An 18371-nucleotide genomic window follows, 5' to 3' on the forward strand; every position below is an offset into this window, starting at 1 on the left:
GGGACGGTGCCAAAATCATGAAAAAACGTTTCAGATTCCGATCATTTATTAACGATATACCGTTGAACTATAAATTCATACTCATCTACGTGATTGGCGTGCTGCTCCCGATCGCGGTTATCAATATCGCGTTCATGGACCGGATGACCGGCGTCATCAAAGACCGCGAGGAACAAAACCTCCATATCTCGCTGGAGCGGGCCAGAAAAGATATTCATGAGTTCATTGACGGGGGTGTAGCGGTCAGTCATGCGCTCAATACGGACAAGCTGTTGTATGAAACGCTGGACAGAACTTACGAAAGTCCGATCCAGTTTTACGAAACGTTCGACGAACAGCTTCGAAACCGGGTGACCAGTTATATTCCCGTCAACAATCAGATTCAGCGAATCAGCATATTTACGGAGAATGATACGATCATGCCCGGCGGGAATTATCAAGTGCTCGATGCCAATGCGAAGAATAGCGACTGGTATCGGCTGTGGGAACAATCGACGTCCCCTGTGATGGTAGCGGCCTACCGGGCTACTGAAGCAAATAACCGCACAGCGACGGTCCCCTATCTGAGCGTTATCGAAAAAATGGACTATTTCGACATATATAGCAAGTATGATAAATTGCTCCGGATCGATATTGATTTAAACAAAATTTACGATGTCATCCTGCGCGAGCAGGACTATTTAAATCTCTATCTGGTCAATGAGCATAACCAAATCATTATGTCCGCGGACAGCGGGTACCAGCGGGACGTTACCGATGCTTATCCGGTGTTTCAGCTTGCAGATCATGACAAGGACAAAGACGTACATGTCGTGTCCATCGGGACGGCAAGTTACGTAAAGGGCTGGAAGCTGGTTGGCGTGACGCAGGGAACCCGGTTATCCCAAGCCATACGCGATATGCAGCTTTTTGTGGGAATGATCGCAGCTGTCATTACATTGTTTTCGTTTATATTTATTTACATCATGCTCCGATCATACAATTATCGAGTTAAACGGTTGTCCAGACATATGCAGAAGGTTACCAACGAGAAGTTCGACCTGATCCGAATGGATGAGGGCCGGGACGAGATCGGCGGCTTGATCCAGAATTTCAATAGGATGACAGCCGAGATTAACTCTTTGATCAACAATGTGTACAAGCTCGAAATTCAGAAGAAAAACCTGGAGATGGAGCGGGTACGGGCAGAGCTGAACTTTTTGCAAAGTCAGATGAATCCGCATTTTTTGTTTAACACTCTGAATGCCATATTGGTCGTCTGTACGAAAAACAATTATTCCGACGTGACGGATATCATCAAGAACCTGTCCAGACTGCTTCGCAGATTGCTTAGCTGGAAAGCGGACATCGTTACGCTTGAGGAAGAAATCTTGTTCATCGAAATGTATCTGAAGATCGAGAAATTCAGATTCCGGGACAAGATTGAGTATGAGCTTGATATCGACCGGGAAGCGCTGCTTTATAAAATACCGAAGATGAGTATCCAGCCATTGGTGGAAAATGCGTGCAAGCATGGCATTCAGGCTGTGGATGGAAAAGGTGTGGTCAAAATCAGCGCGACGGTAATAGACGGCAACCTTCGTGTATCCGTGCAGGACAACGGCAAAGGCATGGTCCCGGAAAAGCTTCGCGAGGTCCTGATTTCCATGCGCAACGAGAATACATCCGGCACCAGCATCGGAATCCGCAATGTATATTGCAGGCTTGAGCTATATTACAACGACCTTGTCCGCTTTGATATTTACAGCAAACCGGATCAGGGAACGACGGTGTTCTTCGAGATTCCTGTCAGTCTGCTGGATCATCAGGATTACGAGCAAGGAGGGGAACGGAATTGAGATTTAAAGTTCTGCTGATCGATGACGAACCCGGAGCTTTGGAAGGCATGCAATTATGGATCAATTGGGAGGAGCTTGGCTTTGACATATGCGGCACATGCGCCAATGGCGCGGAGGGGCTGAAATTGATGGCTTCCCTTGCGCCGGATTTAGTGGTCACCGATGTACATATGCCGCTCATGGACGGCCTTGAAATGATCGGGGAGTGGCAGAAGAACGGCAACAAAACAATCAGCTTCGCCATCGTTAGCGGATATAGCGAGTTCGAGTATGCGAGAAAAGCGATGCGTTACGGAATCGCGCACTATTTGTTGAAACCGATTGAGGTGGAAGAAGCTTCTCACGTACTGCGCGAGATTTATCGTGAGTTGCTGCAGGAAGCCGAGAAGCAACAATGGAGCAGCATCGCTTCCCGGGAAGAGCAAGTTTCAAAGATCCGTCAGCTGCTAGGGCACAGTCCGGCTCCGGATAGGGACGGCCCGGACGGTCTGGAGCCTCTGTCAGCCAGCCGGGACGCATGGAACATCTGCCTGGTTCAAACGGAGCCAACGAGTTACGCAGAATGGAGGGGAATCGCCAGCTCCCTGGTTGAACAGCAACATGCCATGTTTTTGATTGACCTCGACAAGAATCGCTTCGGCATCGTTTTCGGGTATTCGCCGGATGACGGTCAGGAGGATCCCGCGCTCCGGATGCTTGCTGACTTGTCTGCCGGATTCGCCGGTCACCGCGTGTTTATGGCCGTGGGCTCACCGGAACAATCGATCATGCGACTTGCCAGCTGCTACAGCACCGCGGAAGAGGCGATAAAGCATAAATTCTATGACCCCGATTATGCCGGGGTCATTTCTTACGAATCGGTCGATAACAGAAAGCTGGAATACCGTTATGCCTCGATACGCTTGGTGGACAGCGTGATGGAGGCGTTCAATCTTCTAAATGCCGCCGGTTATCAAGATACGATCGCTGCGGAAGCGGAGAGGTTTCGCACCATGCGGCTCGCCCCTGAAACGGTGAAAAAGACCGTCATTCATTTGATGTACAAAATGAAAGAGTATATGGAGGAATCCGGCGAGCAGGCGTCGGATGTGCTGGCGAAATATGATGTATCCGCGTTGGCCGATTCGGTGATGAATCTGAACGATCTTTTGGATCTCTTGCTTAACTTCGGCCTCGAGTGCATTGACTTGTTGAGCCGGGAGCAGGCTCGTAAATCGCAGGGAATCATTCAGGAGATCAACGAATACATCCGGGAACATTACCGGGAGGGCCTGACGATCAAGAAGCTGGCCGAGCGTTTTTATTTGCATCCGGTGTATCTGGGGCAATTGCTCATGAAGAAGAATGGTGTCGGTTTTAACGAATGGGTGCATAATCTCCGGATTGAGGAGGCCACCAGGCTGCTTCGGCTAAACCAGTACAAAAACAGCGAAATCGCGGAAAAGGTAGGTTATGCGAACTACAGCCAATTCCTGAAACAATTCGAGAAGCGATTGGGGATGTCCCCCAATGAATACAAAAACAGGAACTAAAGTTTTTAGGGGAAAAGCTTTAATTGTGTTATAGTTCGCGTTTGGCAGCGCTTTTACAATAAAGATAAGTTATTGAAAGGGCTTACAGTCCTTGATGTAACCATATCATTTCGGAGGTGCTTTAAATGGGGGGAAAGAAAAAGTCGGTACTCCGGTTCAGCATGGTGCTGCTGCTTTCGCTCGGTCTCGTACTATCGGCTTGCAGCGGCGGTAACAACAAGGGAGCCGCCAAGAACGATAATAACGGACAGGAAGCCGGGGAAAATGTCGCGAATGGAGTCGAGCCGTTTGAAATTTCGGTTTTCATCGGTCAGCCCGACCAGCAACCAACACCTGACAACAAGATTTATAAATTAATCAGGGAAAAGACAGGCGCATCCTTCAAATTCGAGTTCCTTGCAGGCGATATTGACCAGAAGCTCGGCGTTATGATCGCAGGCGGCGATTACCCGGACATGATGACAGCGAATCAAAAGCTGACAGCTGCCGGTGCCTTTATCCCGCTCGAGGATTTGATTGAAGAACATGCGCCAAACTTGAAGAAGCATTATGAGAAGTACTGGAACATGATGAAAGACCCGAATGACGGTCATATTTACAATCTTCCAAACTACGGCGTAACGAATGCGGACGTTAGCTCGTCTTGGTATTCGGGCCCGGCTTTCTGGATTCAGAAGGACGTATTGGCCGAGGCGGGATATCCAGAGGTTAAAACCTTGGATCAATATTTTGACTTGATTAAACAATACAAGGAAAAGCATCCGACCATCGACGGTACGCCAACGATCGGCTTTGAAATTCTGAACTATGACTGGAAAAACTGGGGTCTGTTCAATGCTCCTCAGCATTTGATCGGTCATCCGAACGATGGCGGCGTAGTCGTTAAAGACGGCAAGGCGGAAATTTTCGCCGATAAGGACTATGCCAAACGCTATTATAAAAAGCTGAACGAGATGAATGCCCTGGGCATCATCGACAAAGAAACGTTTACTCAAAACTTCGACCAGTATATGGCGAAAATCTCCAGCGGCGCAGTCCTTGGTATGTTTGACCAGCACTGGAACTTCCAAAGCGCTGAAAACGCGCTGATTACCCAGAAGAAAGATGAAAGAACATATGTCGGTCTTCCGCTTGTCTTTGATGAAGGCATCCGGGATCATTACAAAGATCGTCCGGCTCTGAACCTCAACAACGGGTTCGGCATTACGGTCAATGCATCCGAAGAGCAGGCTATCAGAATTATTAAATTGTTGGATACGCTGATTCAAGAAGATTGGCAAAAAATCTTGGCCTGGGGGATCGAAGGGGAAGATTACATCGTCAAAGACGGCCGATTCATGAAAACGCAAGAGCAGCGCGACCAGTTTACCGATGCAACCTGGAAGCTCGCGAATAAAGCCGATTCCTTCTACGGCCAAGCCCCAAAAATGGAAGGCTTATTCTCGGATGGCAACGCTACGGATGCGGCTGCCCAGCCTGAAGAAATTCTGGCAGGCATGAAAGAGTATGACAAGAACTTCCTCGCCCAATACGGATTCAACAGCTATGTCGACTTCTTCAGTCCTGCTCCTGAGAACGACATTGCGTACCCGGCATGGTCTGTCGACCTGGTAGACGGATCTGAAGCGAAAATCGTGAATACGAAGCAAAATGAGCTGTCCACGAAGTACTTACCGAAAGCCATTCTTGCTAAACCGGAAGAATTCGACAGCGTCTGGGATGAGTACGTCACTGAAATCCGCAAGCTCAACATCAAGGCTTATGAAGATCGGATTAATGAAGTGCTGCAATGGAGAAGAGACACTTGGTCTGTTAAGTAAGGCAGCGGAAGGTACATGAATCGGAAACGGGAAGGCTTCATGCCTTCCTTGTTTACGAAATATGGGGTTTTGGGGAGAACAAACTTATGGAAGAGACCTTTGTCAAAGACTCTGCCGTCCGGAAGCCTAAGAAAAACAAGAAAATCACCTGGGCCGTCCTCAAAGAACAGAGACAGTTGATCTACATGTCAGTGCCTCTGATGGCTTACATCATCTTGTTTGCCTACGTTCCTATTTGGGGATGGACCATGGCTTTCCAGGACTACAAGCCGGCTAGAGACTTTAGTGAACAGAAGTGGGTAGGCTTTAAACATTTTGAATTTCTTTTTAAGGATGATAGTTTCCTGCAAGTGCTTCGCAATACGCTCGCAATGAGTGTTATCAATATGATTCTCGGCTTTACGACTGCAATTATCCTTGCATTGTTACTGAATGAAATCAAGAAAGTATTTTGGAAAAGAACCGTACAGACGATCTCCTATCTTCCGCACTTTCTATCCTGGATCATCGTAACCGGGATTGTGGCGACGAGCTTGGCTTCGGACGGAATCATCAATGATGTCCTTATGAAGCTGCATCTCATCAAGGAGCCGATCCAATGGCTCAGTGAAGGCAAATACTTCTGGGGAATCGTCGGAGCGTCGCATGTTTGGAAAGAAGTCGGCTGGAATACGATTATATATTTGGCTGCGATGGCATCCATCGACCCGGCGCTTTATGAGGCTGCCGATATGGATGGGGCAAGCCGCTATCGGAAAATGTTCCATGTCACTTTGCCGGGCATTAAGGCAACGATTATCATTCTGTTGATCATGCAGGTCGGTCACATTCTGGAAGCAGGCTTCGAGGTTCAATACTTGCTGGGCAACGGTCTTGTTGTCGACTGGTCGCAAACGATTGACATTTTCGTGCTGAAGTACGGGCTTGCCCAAGGCAATTACTCATTAGCAACGGCTGCCGGTATATTTAAAACGGTCGTTAGTGTGACGCTGTTATTGATTGCAAACGGAGTCGCGAAACGGCTAGGGGAAGAGAGGCTGCTATAATGGCAAATCAAACAATCAGCCCTGGGCCAGCAACTGCTGCCGCAGCGCCTAAATCCGTCAGAAAAAAAAGAGTAGAGCCGATCCTTTTTAATACGTTCAATACCTTGTTTATGATTGGTCTTGTCGTTGTCACATTATATCCGTTCCTGAACACGATCGTCGTTTCCCTGAATGCGGGGAATGATACGATCCGGGGCGGAATCTATCTCTGGCCGAGGGAATTTACTTGGCAGAATTACAAGGCGGTATTCGCTTCAGGAACGATATATGACGCGTTCTGGATTTCCGTGGCACGAACGGTGCTTTCAACGCTGCTGAATCTGGTCTTGACCACGATGCTGGCGTACACGCTGAGCCGTCGGGAATATGTATTCCGCAAGCCGATTACCTTGATCTTTATTCTGACGATGTACTTTAACGCCGGTTTGATTCCTGGATATTTTCTGATGAAGGACTTGCACCTGCTGAATTCGTTCTGGGTATATGTGATCCCGTCGATGATCAGCGCATTCAATATGATCGTTATCCGGACGTATATCGGAACGATTCCGGAAAGCTTGGTCGAATCGGCAAGAATTGACGGAGCCGGAGATTTTAAAATCTTCATTCGGATCATCTTCCCGCTGTGTAAGCCGGTGCTGGCAACCATTGCGCTGTTCGTGGCCGTGGGGGCTTGGAACTCCTGGTTTGATGCATTCATCTATACCTCCTCCCGCCAAGAGCTGAGCACTTTGCAGTATGAGCTGATGAAGCTGCTGTCATCCAGTATGAACGCGAACAGCAACCCGGCAGTGGCTGCCGGAGCCGGGATGACGCAGGACGCTGCGGTGAACATGGTAACGCCGATTTCAATTCGCGCTGCCGTAACGGTCGTGGCATCGGTTCCGATTCTGCTGGTTTATCCGTTCATGCAAAAGTACTTTGTTGTCGGTCTTAATGTCGGCAGTGTTAAGGAGTAGAACATGACGATACATGCAATCGGTTATGCGAACCCGGTTCTTCCGGGGTTTTATCCAGACCCGAGCATTGTCCGGGCAGGGGATGACTTTTATATGGTTTGCAGTTCATTTGAATACTTCCCGGCCGTGCCGATTTTCCGCAGTCGTAATTTAGCAGATTGGGAACAAATCGGGCATGTGCTGGACCGGGACAGCCAGCTGGATCTGAGGGCTAGGCGCAGTTCGGACGGAATCTATGCACCGACGCTAAGGTACTATAACGGAACGTTCTATATGATTACGACGGATGTTTATGGAATTGGGAACTTTTACGTAACCACTCAGGATCCGGCCGGCCCATGGTCCGATCCGATCCTGGTCCCGTATGGCGGGATCGATCCCTCTTTGTTCTTCGACGATGACGGCAAGGTTTATGTGACCGCCCAGCAGGGAGCTGATTACGACTCCCATGCCATCCAGTACGAAATCGACATTGCCACCGGGAAAGCGCTGTCCGAGCCGGTAGTCATCTGGAGGGGGGACGGTGGTCCCTGGACGGAAGGGCCCCACTTGTACAAAATAAACGGCATGTATTACATCATGTCCGCTTCCGGCGGCACGGCGAAGGATCACCGGGAAATTATCGGGCGGAGCGCGAGTCCCTATGGGCCGTTCGAGCTGTATCCGCATCCGATTCTGACACACCGGGGGATCGAGCACCCCATTCAGTATTTAGGCCATGCGGACCTCGTGGAGGATATGAACGGTGATTGGTGGGCTGTATTTCTTGGCGTTCGACTTGTTGATTCGGGATACAGCGTACTCGGCAGGGAGACATTTCTTGCTCCCGTAACCTGGAATGACGAGGGATGGCCGATGATCGACAACAATGAAGGCACCGTAAATCTCGATATGCGCGTAAAATGGTTACCTGGGACGCCAGAGAGGATAAAGTCCGGGCCGATGGCCCTGTTCGAAGGCAAGGATGATTTTGATGAGCCCAAGCTCCTGCATGGCTGGACCTTTCTTCGGAACCCGGCGGAAGGAAGCTGGTCGTTAACCGAGCGAGAAGGCTGGCTTACCTTGCGCGGACAATCCGCCGGCTTAAATGACGTGGGCCAGGTTGCTTTTGTAGGCAGACGCCAACAACATGTCCGGGCGGAATGGAGAACTTTGCTTGAATTCGGTACGATCCGCGATGGCGAGGAAGCGGGGATATGCGCGAGAAGGGATGAAGACGCCCATTATGAAATTTTTCTAAAGCAGGAAGATGGGCGGAAGATGATCGGCGCCAGACTGACCGTAAGAGGCGAATCCAAATTAGCGGCGGAAGCACCGGTCCATGCCGACTCGGTATATTTAAAGATTAGCTCGGACGTAACCGGCTATTCGTTGTCCTATTCGCTCGACGGCCTTGAGTGGGTCCGGCTCGGCCAAGGAGCGGCCAAGTCGCTGTCACCGGAGGATTTTGTAAACAAAATGTGCTTTACGGGAGTGCTTATCGGCCTCTACGCAAGCGGTAACGGGAAACCCGCTTCGGGTCCGGCCAGCTTTGACTGGTTCGAGACCAGGATTGGTAAGGAGGAAGAGATATGAATGTATCGGTACCGGCCGAGTCCGCACTTAAAGACATATTCGCGGAAGACTTCCATATAGGTGCAGCGGTCAGCAGCAAGACGATCAAGTCGCAGGAGAGTCTGCTTACGCATCACTTTAACAGCATTACGGCGGAAAACGAAATGAAGTTCGCCAGCGTCCATCCAGAGGAAGAGCTTTACACCTTTGAGGAGGCGGATCAAATCGTGGACTTCGCACGCAAACACGGGATGGCTGTCCGCGGACATACGCTGGTATGGCATAACCAGACCACCGATTGGTTGTTCCGCGACAAGCAGAATCAGCTCGTGAGCAAAGCCGTACTTTATGAAAGAATCCGTTCGCATATCCAAACGGTCGTAGGCAGATATAAGGGCGATATTTACGCTTGGGACGTTGTGAACGAGGTCATTGCCGATGACGGCGAGCAGCTGCTGCGTACCTCCAGCTGGACGGAAATCGCCGGGGACGAATTCATCGCCAAAGCGTTTGAATACGCGCATGCTGCCGATCCGAATGCGCTGTTGTTCTATAACGACTACAACGAGTCCCATCCAAGCAAACGGGATAAAATTTATACCTTGGTCAAGTCTCTTCTGGACCGGGGAGTTCCTATTCACGGCATTGGCCTGCAGGCACACTGGAATCTGTTCAACCCGTCCTTGGATGACATCCGGGCAGCCATCGAAAAATATGCTTCACTAGGATTGCAGCTTCAGCTCACGGAACTGGATGTGTCAGTATTCCGTTTCGAAGATAAGCGGGCCGATCTGACCGAGCCTGAACCGGGGATGCTGGAACAGCAGGCTGAATTCTACGAAGCCGTGTTCAAGCTGCTTAAGGAATACAGCGATGTAATTAGCGCCGTGACGTTCTGGGGAGCTGCGGACGACCACACCTGGCTCAGCGATTTTCCGGTACGTGGACGCAAAAACTGGCCGCTGCTGTTCGATGAGCGGCACAGGCCGAAGCCGGCTTATTATCGCGTAGCTGCTCTTGCTAATCATCTTCGGCGTTGATGATAGCTGAATTTATTAAATATAGAGCTGTGCCCTCTGAATCAGGTGGGTGCAGCTCTATATTTTTATTGGGAGATTGTTGCGGCTCTTCTATACCGTTAAGACGGATGGGCTTCCATCACGAAACTAACAGGAAACCTCCGGGCAGGAAGACCGTATAATATTGGTAAATGCGGAAAGAGGCTCATTCGAGTTTCCTCCCCAAAAAGTGACTTCTTCTTCCAATTCTCGATTAAAATGCAAAGAAAAGTAGGCTTGTATGTGGTATAATTTGCTAACAAAACAGGACATCAAAAGGGTGGTTTTATAACGATGCGTGAAGTTGGTGATGGGTATTGAGCGAGCCTAAGTTCAAAAAGTTCTTCCTCTTGATCACGATCGTCATTGTCACAAACATATTGGTTTGGTCCAGAGGCTTTCTTGGGGTATCTCTTAAAGCCGAGAGTCCCCTGATCGTTGCTTTCGGGGCGGCTTTTCTGGCAGCGAGCTTGATCGCGTTAATTTATGGAAGCTATACATACCTGTTTAAACCGAAGCCGGTTGTGAAGACGAAGAAAGAGGTTGTTACGCATGAGGACTACGTGGAGGCCATGAGCCGCTACCGTTCCATTGCGGTGCTGAAGCAAGATGTAGAGCTTGCGTTAAATCAGCTGGATCGCATGAAGAACCGGAAGCTGAAGCTCCTGGAGGTATTGGAGCAGCGATTCGATGCGTCCGAGCTGAGCTATAAAAAGTTCAATTCCGTGATCCATGAAGTCGAGAACCTGTTTTACATGAATATCAAAAGCATTCTCAATAAGCTCGGCGTGTTCAGTGTCTCTGATTTTGCGGCCATTGCGGATTTGCGAAAGAACAAAAAGCTGTCTGCGCGAATCATTGAGGAGAAGATCGAGGTTTACAATGAGTACCTTAATTTTGTGAATGAATCCTTAAATACGAATGAAGAAATTTTATTAAAGCTAGATAAGCTCCTTCTTGAGATTGCTCGTCTAGGAAGCTTGGATTTAGAGAGCATTGAAAACATGTCTTGCATGAAAGAAATCGATGCTCTGATCAGCCAAACCAAACTGTACAAAGACTGAAAGGGGTCATGGAATGTCCGGCAGAGGTAAAGTCATTGGTTTTCTTGCCGCAATTGTAGTTGTCGTTTTTGCAGTCGTCTATTTCGGAATCAGTGCCACTTCGAATCTCGGAAGCGGAGCTCAGCCGCTAACACCTGAGGAGGCGGCCAAGAAGCTTGATAAGCTGTACAGTAAGATTAAAGTCAAAACACCAGAGCCCATTAAAGGACAGATTGATTTAAATCCTGTGGACGTGGCGGAATCCCTGCCCGACATTGATAAGTTCCCGGTCTCGGTCAAAAGCACCACCCCTCATTTCGTTGAAATTTTCTCTTCACCCGAGAAAGCGGGGTCAGGGGTAGACGGATGGTTGAATGAGGTGGCAACGGATTTCAATAAGGCCAAAGTCACCGTTAACGGCAAGCCAGTGTCTGTGATGATCCGAAGCATTAACTCGGGAACGGCAGCAGACTACATAAAGTCCGGCAAATACGTGCCGGATGCCTTTACGCCATCCAATGAATTGTGGATGGAGATGATCAAATCGGGCGGTATTAAGACCGAACGGATCTCGAAGAGCCTGAACGGGAATGTTCCTGGTATCGTGATCGATAAAGGAAAATATGATGAGCTGAAGAGCAAGTATGGCGAGGTTAACATCAAAACGGTAACGGAAGCGATTGCAGCCAGCGAGCTGTCGATGGGGTACACGGATCCGTTTGCCAGCTCGACCGGACTCAACTTCCTGGTCGCTGCGCTTAGCGCGATCGACAGCAAAAATCTGCTGAGTGACAAGGCCGTCGAAGGGTTTGAGAAATTCCAGGCCAACGTCCCATTCCTTGCATTAACCACACTGCAGATGAGGGAAGCCGCCGAATCCGGTCGATTGGATGCTTTTGTTCTGGAGTATCAAACCTTCTTTAATGAAGCCGAGCTCCGGTCAGCCTATGAATTCGTTCCGTTTGGCGTAAGACACGACAGCCCGCTGTATGCCCTTGGGGATACCCCGGCGCTTAAGAAGCAAATCTTGAAGAAGTTTGCCGACTTTGCCGCTCAGGATAAATATCAGAAGAGCGCGAGCAAATACGGCTTTAACCAGCTGGCAGACTATAAGCCGGAAGCGAAGGTCGTTGACGGCGGAACCATTTCCCGGGCGCAGAAGCTTTGGAAGGACAAGAAAAATGGCGGAGCCTCCATTACGGCTGTGTTTGTAACCGACGTGTCAGGCAGTATGTCCGGTGAACCGATCAATCGCTTACGGCAATCCTTGATTCAAGGTCAGAAGTATCTGGGTTCACAGAACAGCATCGGTCTTGTCTCCTATTCGGATGATGTAACCATCAACCTCCCGATTGGAAAATATGATACAAACCAGCAGTCCCTGTTCGTCGGTGCGGCCGAGAACCTGGTTCCGGAGGGCAATACCGCCACATTTGACGGGATTGTCGTAGCCATGAAGCTGCTGCAGGATGAAATCGCCGCGAATCCGAATACGAAGCCGGTCATTTTCGTACTGAGCGACGGCGATACGAACCGGGGCAGTAAGCTAAAGGATGTTCAAGGTTTGATTGAGGCGTTTAAGATTCCGATTTACACGATCGGCTACAACGCCGACATTGAAGCTCTTCAGAAGATTTCCAGCATTAATGAAGCTGCAAGCATCAATGCCGACACCGACGACGTTGTCTATAAGATCGGTCAATTGCTGAATGTGCAAATGTAATGCAATCTATATTGGGTTAAAGGGGGTTTTTGTATGACTTTTACAATGACTGTACCAAATGAGAATGAAATCAAGACGGTGCTGGAGGAACAAGTCGCTCCTGTCGATGAAGAAATGAAGCAGCTGATGACCCAGGCCGAGACCAATGTAAAGTCCTTGATGGACATCAATCTGGACTCGCTTGAACAGCGCCGGGGTATTCTGACCAGCATCGATTCTTTCGGAATGAGCACGATGCGCCAGTCCTCTGACAAAAACTCCTTGCTCAAAGTAACCGTCGGTAAGCTGTCGAAGGCCGGCGATGAAGGCGGGCCTGTAGCCAAGGGACTCACGGAGCTTCATCTCCATCTGAAGGATCTGGATCCCAGCGGGATAGATTTTCTCAAAACAGGCTTTCTCGGAAAGCTCTTTAATCCGGTTCGTGCCTACTTTGTGAAGTTCAAGAAAGCGGATGAAGTCATTTCGGAAATCGTAGAAACCTTGGATAAAGGCAAGGCGACCCTCAAAAACGATAACACGACGCTTGAGATTGAACAGCAGTTCCTTCGCGATCTCACGAAACAGCTTCAGAAGGAGATTCAGCTCGGAATGTTCATGGACCAGCGGATTGAGCAGGAGCTGACTTTGGAGCAGGAGCGCGGCGGCGATCCGGAGAAGATTCGTTTTATCTCCGAAGAGGTCCTCTTCCCTCTGCGTCAGCGTTTGATGGATATGCAGCAGATGCTTGCGGTGAATCAACAGGGCTATTTGGCCTTTGAGGTTCTGATCCGCAACAATAAGGAGCTGATTCGCGGGGTAGATCGGGCGAAGACGGTTACCGTGTCGGCATTGCGTGTCGCGGTCACGGTAGCGAGTGCCCTGTACAATCAGAAGATTGTGCTAGAGAAGATTGAAGCGCTGAACAAGACGACGAACACCTTCATCGAAGGGACAGCGAAGATGTTGAAATCCCAAGGAGTGGCCATCCAGAAACAAGCCATTAACAGCAGTGTTTCGGTGGACGTTCTGAAGAAGGCGTTTGCCGATACATTCGAGGCGATGGAGGCCATCAGCACCTTTAAGCAGCAGGCCCTCCCGAAGATGCGGGAGACGATCGACCAGTTCCGTGAGCTGGCAGACAGTGGTGAAGAGCAAATTGTCCGGCTTGAGCGCGGGAAGAAGATTGCTGGCTAATGTGAAGGTTGCTCAAACGGAGCGTGTAGGTGCAGCTTCGAAGTGTGAAGGCAGCTCATCACTGCGCATGCGGATGGTGCTTCAGTAGGTGATGCTCCTAGGCGTGAAGGGAACTCAGTGGAGCGTGCAGGTGCAGACTTCGAAGAGTGTGGGGTGCAGTGGAGCGTGCAGATGTAGCTTCGCTGTATGAAGGTAGCACATCACTCCGCATGCGAATGGTGCTTCCGATCGCTGTTGTCACCGGATTTCTTGAATGGATTGGTAAATGGGAAATCCGGAGACAAAGGCGACCACTCCGTTTCTCCAGCCCCATTCCGCCTGCTCCGTTGAAGCCTTAGCGTTCTCGCGAGGTGTAACCGTTGGTGAAGCGGCCCTTCACCCCTATCAGAGGGGAAAGTGGGAAAGCCGCTCAGGTGTATACGTCCTGAGCGGCTTTTTGCTGTGCTGTTGGTGGGGCTCCGATGCATGAAGGTTTGCTCAGTGGGGGGGGCAGGTGCAGCTTCGAAGTGTGAGGGTTGCTCAGTGGATCGTGCATGTGCAGGCTTCGAAGTGTGAGGTGCAGTGGAGCGTACAGGTGGGGCCTCGAAGTGTGAAGGTAGCACATCACTCCGCATGCGGATGGTGCTTCCGATCGCTGTTGTCACCGGATTTCTTGAATGGATTGGTAAATGGGGAAATCCGGAGACAAAGGCGACCACTCCGTTTCTCCAGCCCCATTCCGCCTGCTCCGTTGAAGTCTTAGCGTTCTCGCGAGGTGTAACCGTTGGTGAAGCGGCCCTTCACCCCTATCAGTGGGGGGAAGTGGGAAAGCCGCTCAGGTGTATACGTCCTGAGCGGCTTTTTGCTGTGCTGTTGGTGGGGCTCCGATGCATGAAGGTTTGCTCAGTGGGGGGGGCAGGTGCAGCTTCGAAGTGTGAGGGTTGCTCAGTGGATCGTGCATGTGCAGGCTTCGAAGTGTGAGGTGCAGTGGAGCGTGCAGATGTAGCTTCGCTGTATGAAGGTAGCACATCACTCCGCATGCGGATGGTGCTTCCGATCGCTGTTGTCACCGGATTTCTTGAATAGGATGGTTGTATGGGGGGAAATCCGGAGACAAAGGCGACCTCTCACGTTTCTCCAGCCCCATTCCGCCTGCTCCGTTGAAGTCTTAGCGTTCTCGCGAGGTGTAACCATTGGTGGAAGCAGCCCTTCACCCCTATCAGTGGGGGAGTGGGAAAGCCGCTCAGGTGTATACGTCCTGAGCGGCTTTTTGTTGTGCTGTTGGTGGGGCTGCGATGCGTGAAGGTTTGCTCAGTGGGGGGGGGGCAGGTGCAGCTTCGAAGTGTGAGGTTTGCTCAGAGGGGGGCAGGTGCAGCTTCGAAGTATGAGGGTTGCTCAGTGGATCGTGCATGTGCAGGCTTCGAAGTGTGAGGGTTGCTCAGTGGATCGTGCATGTGCAGGCTTCGAAGTGTGAGGTGCAGTGGAGCGTACAGGTGGGGCCTCGAAGTGTGAAGGTAGCACATCACTCCGCATGCGGATGGTGCTTCCGATCGCTGTTGTCACCGGATTTCTTGAATGGATTGGTAAATGGGGAAATCCGGAGACAAAGGCGACCACTCCGTTTCTCCAGCCCCATTCCGCCTGCTCCGTTGAAGTCTTAGCGTTCTCGCGAGGTGTAACCGTTGGTGAAGCGGCCCTTCACCCCTATCAGTGGGGGGAAGTGGGAAAGCCGCTCAGGTGTATACGTCCTGAGCGGCTTTTTGTTGTGCTGTTGGTGGGGCTCCGATGCGTGAAGGTTTGCTCAGTGGGGGGCAGGTGCAGCTTCGAAGTGTGAAGGTAGCTCATCACTCCGCATGCGGATGGTGCTTCCGATCGCTGTTGTCACCGGATTTCTTGAAAGGGATTCGTAAATGGGGAAATCCGGAGACAAAGGCGACCACTCCGTTTCTCCAGCCCCATTCCGCCTGCTCCGTTGAAGTCTTAGCGTTCTCGCTTGGTGAATCGGCCCTTCACCCCTATCAGTGGGGGGGAGTGGGAAAGCCGCTCAGGTGTATACGTCCTGAGCGGCTTTTTGCTGTGTTGTTGGTGGGGCTGCGATGCGTAGCGGTGGCCCGTCACTGCGTAAGCGAAGTTGCAGTGTAAGCAGTAGCTCCGATGGGTGAATGTAGCTCAGCGGAGCGTACAGGTGCAGGCTTCGATGGTTGAATGTAGCTCAGCGGAGCGTACAGGTGCAGCTTCGATATGAGAAGGTAGCTCATCACTCCGTATGTGGAATGTTGTGCTTTCGGTTATTGTTGAATGGTAATTTTCCCAAGATCCGTTATCGTATGGTAGAATGACGGAGAAACATGAGGGAACCAGCCCCTGTCCGGGTAAGGTTTAAGCCTGAGCTGAGCGAGGGTTTGGGTTGAAAGGTACTTAACGCAATGAATGGCATTGAAGCCAGGGAGCTTCTCTTTTTTCGTGAAGGTGAATGCATCTGTGCTGGAAAGGCATACAAATGAATCATTAGACAGCATACGCCCCCGGACATTAGATTAGCAAATCTACGCTGGGGGCGGGCTGTTTGTGTACCAAGATGCGATTTCGGGATATCAATTGGAATCAAAGGATGAAAGGGAGAGCGATGAAATACATTATAGGCTTCATTTTGCTGATATTGTTGATGACAGGATGTTCAGGTAAAGAAGCCAACGTGCCAGATCTGGACAATAGGATGTCTAAGGTTTTTTCTTACGAGTTAAATCAAGTTGAACCTGAGCATAGGGACCAGGTCCGTGATTGGTTGGCTAAAGCTAGACAAAGCGGGAAAGAGGGGCAGTTTTTTGTTCATTCATTCAGAAATGACACAGGATGAATACATGTATAACTATGTGTACCGAAAAGGGGCTTCCGATTATGAAGTTTCCTTTATTTATAGTCCCGATGACACGCGAAGTAAAGGAAGCGTACATGTGTCAGGAATCAACCATTCGGCGAATGACTCTTTTGTTAAGATCAAATTAATTAACGATTTATCGATTCAGGTAATTCTATCGGATGATCCGCTAGGAAAGAAACTGCAAGATCAATGAGGACTATGGATCGGCAAGCCACTGATGTCGGCAGATCGGAAGAATGGATCACCGAAGGAAGGTTAGATGAGGCGAGGGATAGGTAACGGTGAGAAGACAATAGCAGATTAGTCCAAGAGGCCGCTTAGCCGCGGCTTTTTTGTATGTAAGCGATCAGGTTTTTTGTCTAATTCCGCGACGAATCTTCTTGGAAAAATATGTTGACTATTTCATGGCGGCATGCTATATTTCTTTCGAATTTAATAGTAATAATTACAATTTAATTACCTCGAGTAATGTATTTTAGGTGGTGGAGATCAATGTGATTAAGAAGGGAATACATATCATTTTCATGGGCAGTTCAGTTATTTTCCACATGTCTAATTCGTAATTATTACAACTATAGGTAAGGGGATGTACCATATGCGCAAGCGACTAGGTATCGTATTTTTGATAATTGCAGCACTCATTTCTGGCTGCAGCAGTGTTCCTCAAGAAACGGGGACTGAGACTGCAACGGATAAGACGAATCCAAATGCTGAAAATGCAACACCAAAAGCTGAGGAGGCAACGTCAAATGGTGAATCAGCAACCTCTAATGGTGAAAAAGCAACGCCAAGTGCTGAAGAGGCAGCGTCAAATGAGGAAGGAAAAAGCGCCGAAGCGACATTCAAGGATGTAACCGGAACGGAGATATCCGTTGCCCTGCCGGTGGAGAAGGTGGCGTGTTTAACAGAGATCTGCGTAGATGCCCTGGTTGAGCTGGGATTGAAACCTGCTGCGGTAACGGCGGGAGGACTTGCGCCAGAACCGGAGTTTTATGGTGAGGAAGCAGCAAGCCTTGGACAAATCGGAGGAAGCTTCTTTGAACCCAATTTGGAGGATATTTCGTTGGCGGGACCGGATCTTGTCATTGGATTGGAAGGAACCCATGAAGGGTTGCGGGAAGGCTTAGACGGCATTGCTCCGTTATACATCGTCCAGCCTAGGAGTATGCAAGAATCGATCGAGTTCCTGCAGCATATGGGCCAGCTGACCGGGCGAATAGCGGAAGCACAAGCGGCCGAGAAGCGCCTTCTGGATAAATTCAACTTCTACAAGGAACACAGTCCGAAGGATAAAACCGCGTTGGTCATGTACGGATCTGATGTGAATTTCGGGATCGATACGGCCGGGTCACTTGTGGGCTCGATGCTGGCGGAAGTCACTCAATACCCATGGCCCGCACCCGAGGCTGACGGCGGCCACCAAGCAGGGGGGATGGCTTACTCATTGGAAAAGGTGCTTGAGAATGATCCGGATTATATTTTTGTCGAAACCTTCACGTTCAGCCCCGACTCACAGCCATTATCCGAGCAATTCAAGACGAACCCGCTGTGGTCCAGACTCCGCGCGGTGAAGAATGGACAGGTCCATGAGATGCGTACATCCGTATGGGCCAGCGGCAGAGGAACGCGGTCGCTCGGCATCATATTAGACGAAGCGATGAGCAACATGTATCCCGAGCTTTATAAGAAAGCGGTGGAATAGCTTTGCAGCGTATCGATCCCACCATAATCAAGAGAGCAAAAATTGGGGGGGCGCCCCTTTTTT

12 protein-coding genes are annotated in these 18371 nt (G+C 50.0%); all 12 read left to right on the plus strand.

Annotated elements, in window-relative coordinates; translation table 11 throughout:
* Positions 1-17 precede the first annotated feature (17 nt).
* The 12 genes from BBD41_RS23295 to BBD41_RS23360 all read left to right on the plus strand — a co-directional run bounded on the left by BBD41_RS23295 (position 18) and on the right by BBD41_RS23360 (position 18308).
* Positions 18-1838 carry a sensor histidine kinase gene (locus BBD41_RS23295; RefSeq protein ID WP_077567383.1) on the plus strand — a complete coding sequence of 607 codons (1821 nt, stop codon included), beginning with the start codon at positions 18-20 and terminating at the stop codon, positions 1836-1838.
* Positions 1835-3370, plus strand: coding sequence for a response regulator transcription factor (locus BBD41_RS23300; RefSeq protein ID WP_099478878.1), 1536 nt, complete (start codon positions 1835-1837; stop codon positions 3368-3370). The genes BBD41_RS23295 and BBD41_RS23300 overlap by 4 nt, the downstream gene beginning before the upstream one ends.
* A gap of 125 nt (positions 3371-3495) precedes the next feature.
* Complete coding sequence (locus BBD41_RS23305; protein ID WP_077567381.1) at positions 3496-5190, plus strand: extracellular solute-binding protein; 1695 nt, start codon at positions 3496-3498, stop codon at positions 5188-5190.
* Positions 5191-5276: 86 nt separating this feature from the next.
* Positions 5277-6236: an ABC transporter permease gene (locus BBD41_RS23310; protein WP_077567380.1), complete on the plus strand. Its 960-nt coding sequence runs from the start codon at positions 5277-5279 to the stop codon at positions 6234-6236.
* On the plus strand, positions 6236-7195 hold the full coding sequence (locus tag BBD41_RS23315; protein ID WP_007127858.1) for a carbohydrate ABC transporter permease: 960 nt from the start codon (positions 6236-6238) through the stop codon (positions 7193-7195). The genes BBD41_RS23310 and BBD41_RS23315 overlap by 1 nt, the downstream gene beginning before the upstream one ends.
* Positions 7196-7198: 3 nt before the next feature.
* The gene (locus BBD41_RS23320; protein WP_077567378.1) at positions 7199-8770 is read left to right on the plus strand and encodes a glycoside hydrolase family 43 protein; all 1572 of its coding nucleotides are present in this window, start codon (positions 7199-7201) and stop codon (positions 8768-8770) included.
* Entirely contained in the window at positions 8767-9789 is a 1023-nt protein-coding gene (locus tag BBD41_RS23325) for an endo-1,4-beta-xylanase (protein WP_077567377.1), read from the plus strand. The genes BBD41_RS23320 and BBD41_RS23325 overlap by 4 nt, the downstream gene beginning before the upstream one ends.
* A gap of 335 nt (positions 9790-10124) precedes the next feature.
* A complete protein-coding gene (locus BBD41_RS23330; protein ID WP_077567376.1) occupies positions 10125-10871 on the plus strand; it encodes a hypothetical protein in 747 nt (248 codons plus the stop codon).
* 13 nt (positions 10872-10884) lie between these two features.
* Entirely contained in the window at positions 10885-12573 is a 1689-nt protein-coding gene (locus tag BBD41_RS23335) for a substrate-binding and vWA domain-containing protein (protein WP_077567375.1), read from the plus strand.
* A 33-nt stretch (positions 12574-12606) separates the two neighbouring features.
* On the plus strand, positions 12607-13746 hold the full coding sequence (locus BBD41_RS23340) for a toxic anion resistance protein (protein ID WP_077567374.1): 1140 nt from the start codon (positions 12607-12609) through the stop codon (positions 13744-13746).
* A gap of 2605 nt (positions 13747-16351) precedes the next feature.
* Positions 16352-16582: a hypothetical protein gene (locus BBD41_RS23350; protein ID WP_157929332.1), complete on the plus strand. Its 231-nt coding sequence runs from the start codon at positions 16352-16354 to the stop codon at positions 16580-16582.
* A gap of 619 nt (positions 16583-17201) precedes the next feature.
* Entirely contained in the window at positions 17202-18308 is a 1107-nt protein-coding gene (locus tag BBD41_RS23360) for an ABC transporter substrate-binding protein (RefSeq protein ID WP_237086881.1), read from the plus strand.
* Positions 18309-18371: the final 63 nt, after the last annotated feature.

The sequence above is a fragment of the Paenibacillus ihbetae genome (genome assembly GCF_002741055.1).
GTDB lineage: Bacteria > Bacillota > Bacilli > Paenibacillales > Paenibacillaceae > Paenibacillus_AQ > Paenibacillus_AQ ihbetae.

Coding starts and splice junctions, on each gene's coding strand:
- BBD41_RS23295 (WP_077567383.1), top strand. CDS start 18: ATGAAAAAACGTTTCAGATTCCGATCATTTATTAACGATATACCGTTG.
- BBD41_RS23305 (WP_077567381.1), top strand. CDS start 3,496: ATGGGGGGAAAGAAAAAGTCGGTACTCCGGTTCAGCATGGTGCTGCTG.
- BBD41_RS23310 (WP_077567380.1), top strand. CDS start 5,277: ATGGAAGAGACCTTTGTCAAAGACTCTGCCGTCCGGAAGCCTAAGAAA.
- BBD41_RS23315 (WP_007127858.1), top strand. CDS start 6,236: ATGGCAAATCAAACAATCAGCCCTGGGCCAGCAACTGCTGCCGCAGCG.
- BBD41_RS23320 (WP_077567378.1), top strand. CDS start 7,199: ATGACGATACATGCAATCGGTTATGCGAACCCGGTTCTTCCGGGGTTT.
- BBD41_RS23325 (WP_077567377.1), top strand. CDS start 8,767: ATGAATGTATCGGTACCGGCCGAGTCCGCACTTAAAGACATATTCGCG.
- BBD41_RS23335 (WP_077567375.1), top strand. CDS start 10,885: ATGTCCGGCAGAGGTAAAGTCATTGGTTTTCTTGCCGCAATTGTAGTT.
- BBD41_RS23340 (WP_077567374.1), top strand. CDS start 12,607: ATGACTTTTACAATGACTGTACCAAATGAGAATGAAATCAAGACGGTG.
- BBD41_RS23350 (WP_157929332.1), top strand. CDS start 16,352: ATGAAATACATTATAGGCTTCATTTTGCTGATATTGTTGATGACAGGA.
- BBD41_RS23360 (WP_237086881.1), top strand. CDS start 17,202: ATGCGCAAGCGACTAGGTATCGTATTTTTGATAATTGCAGCACTCATT.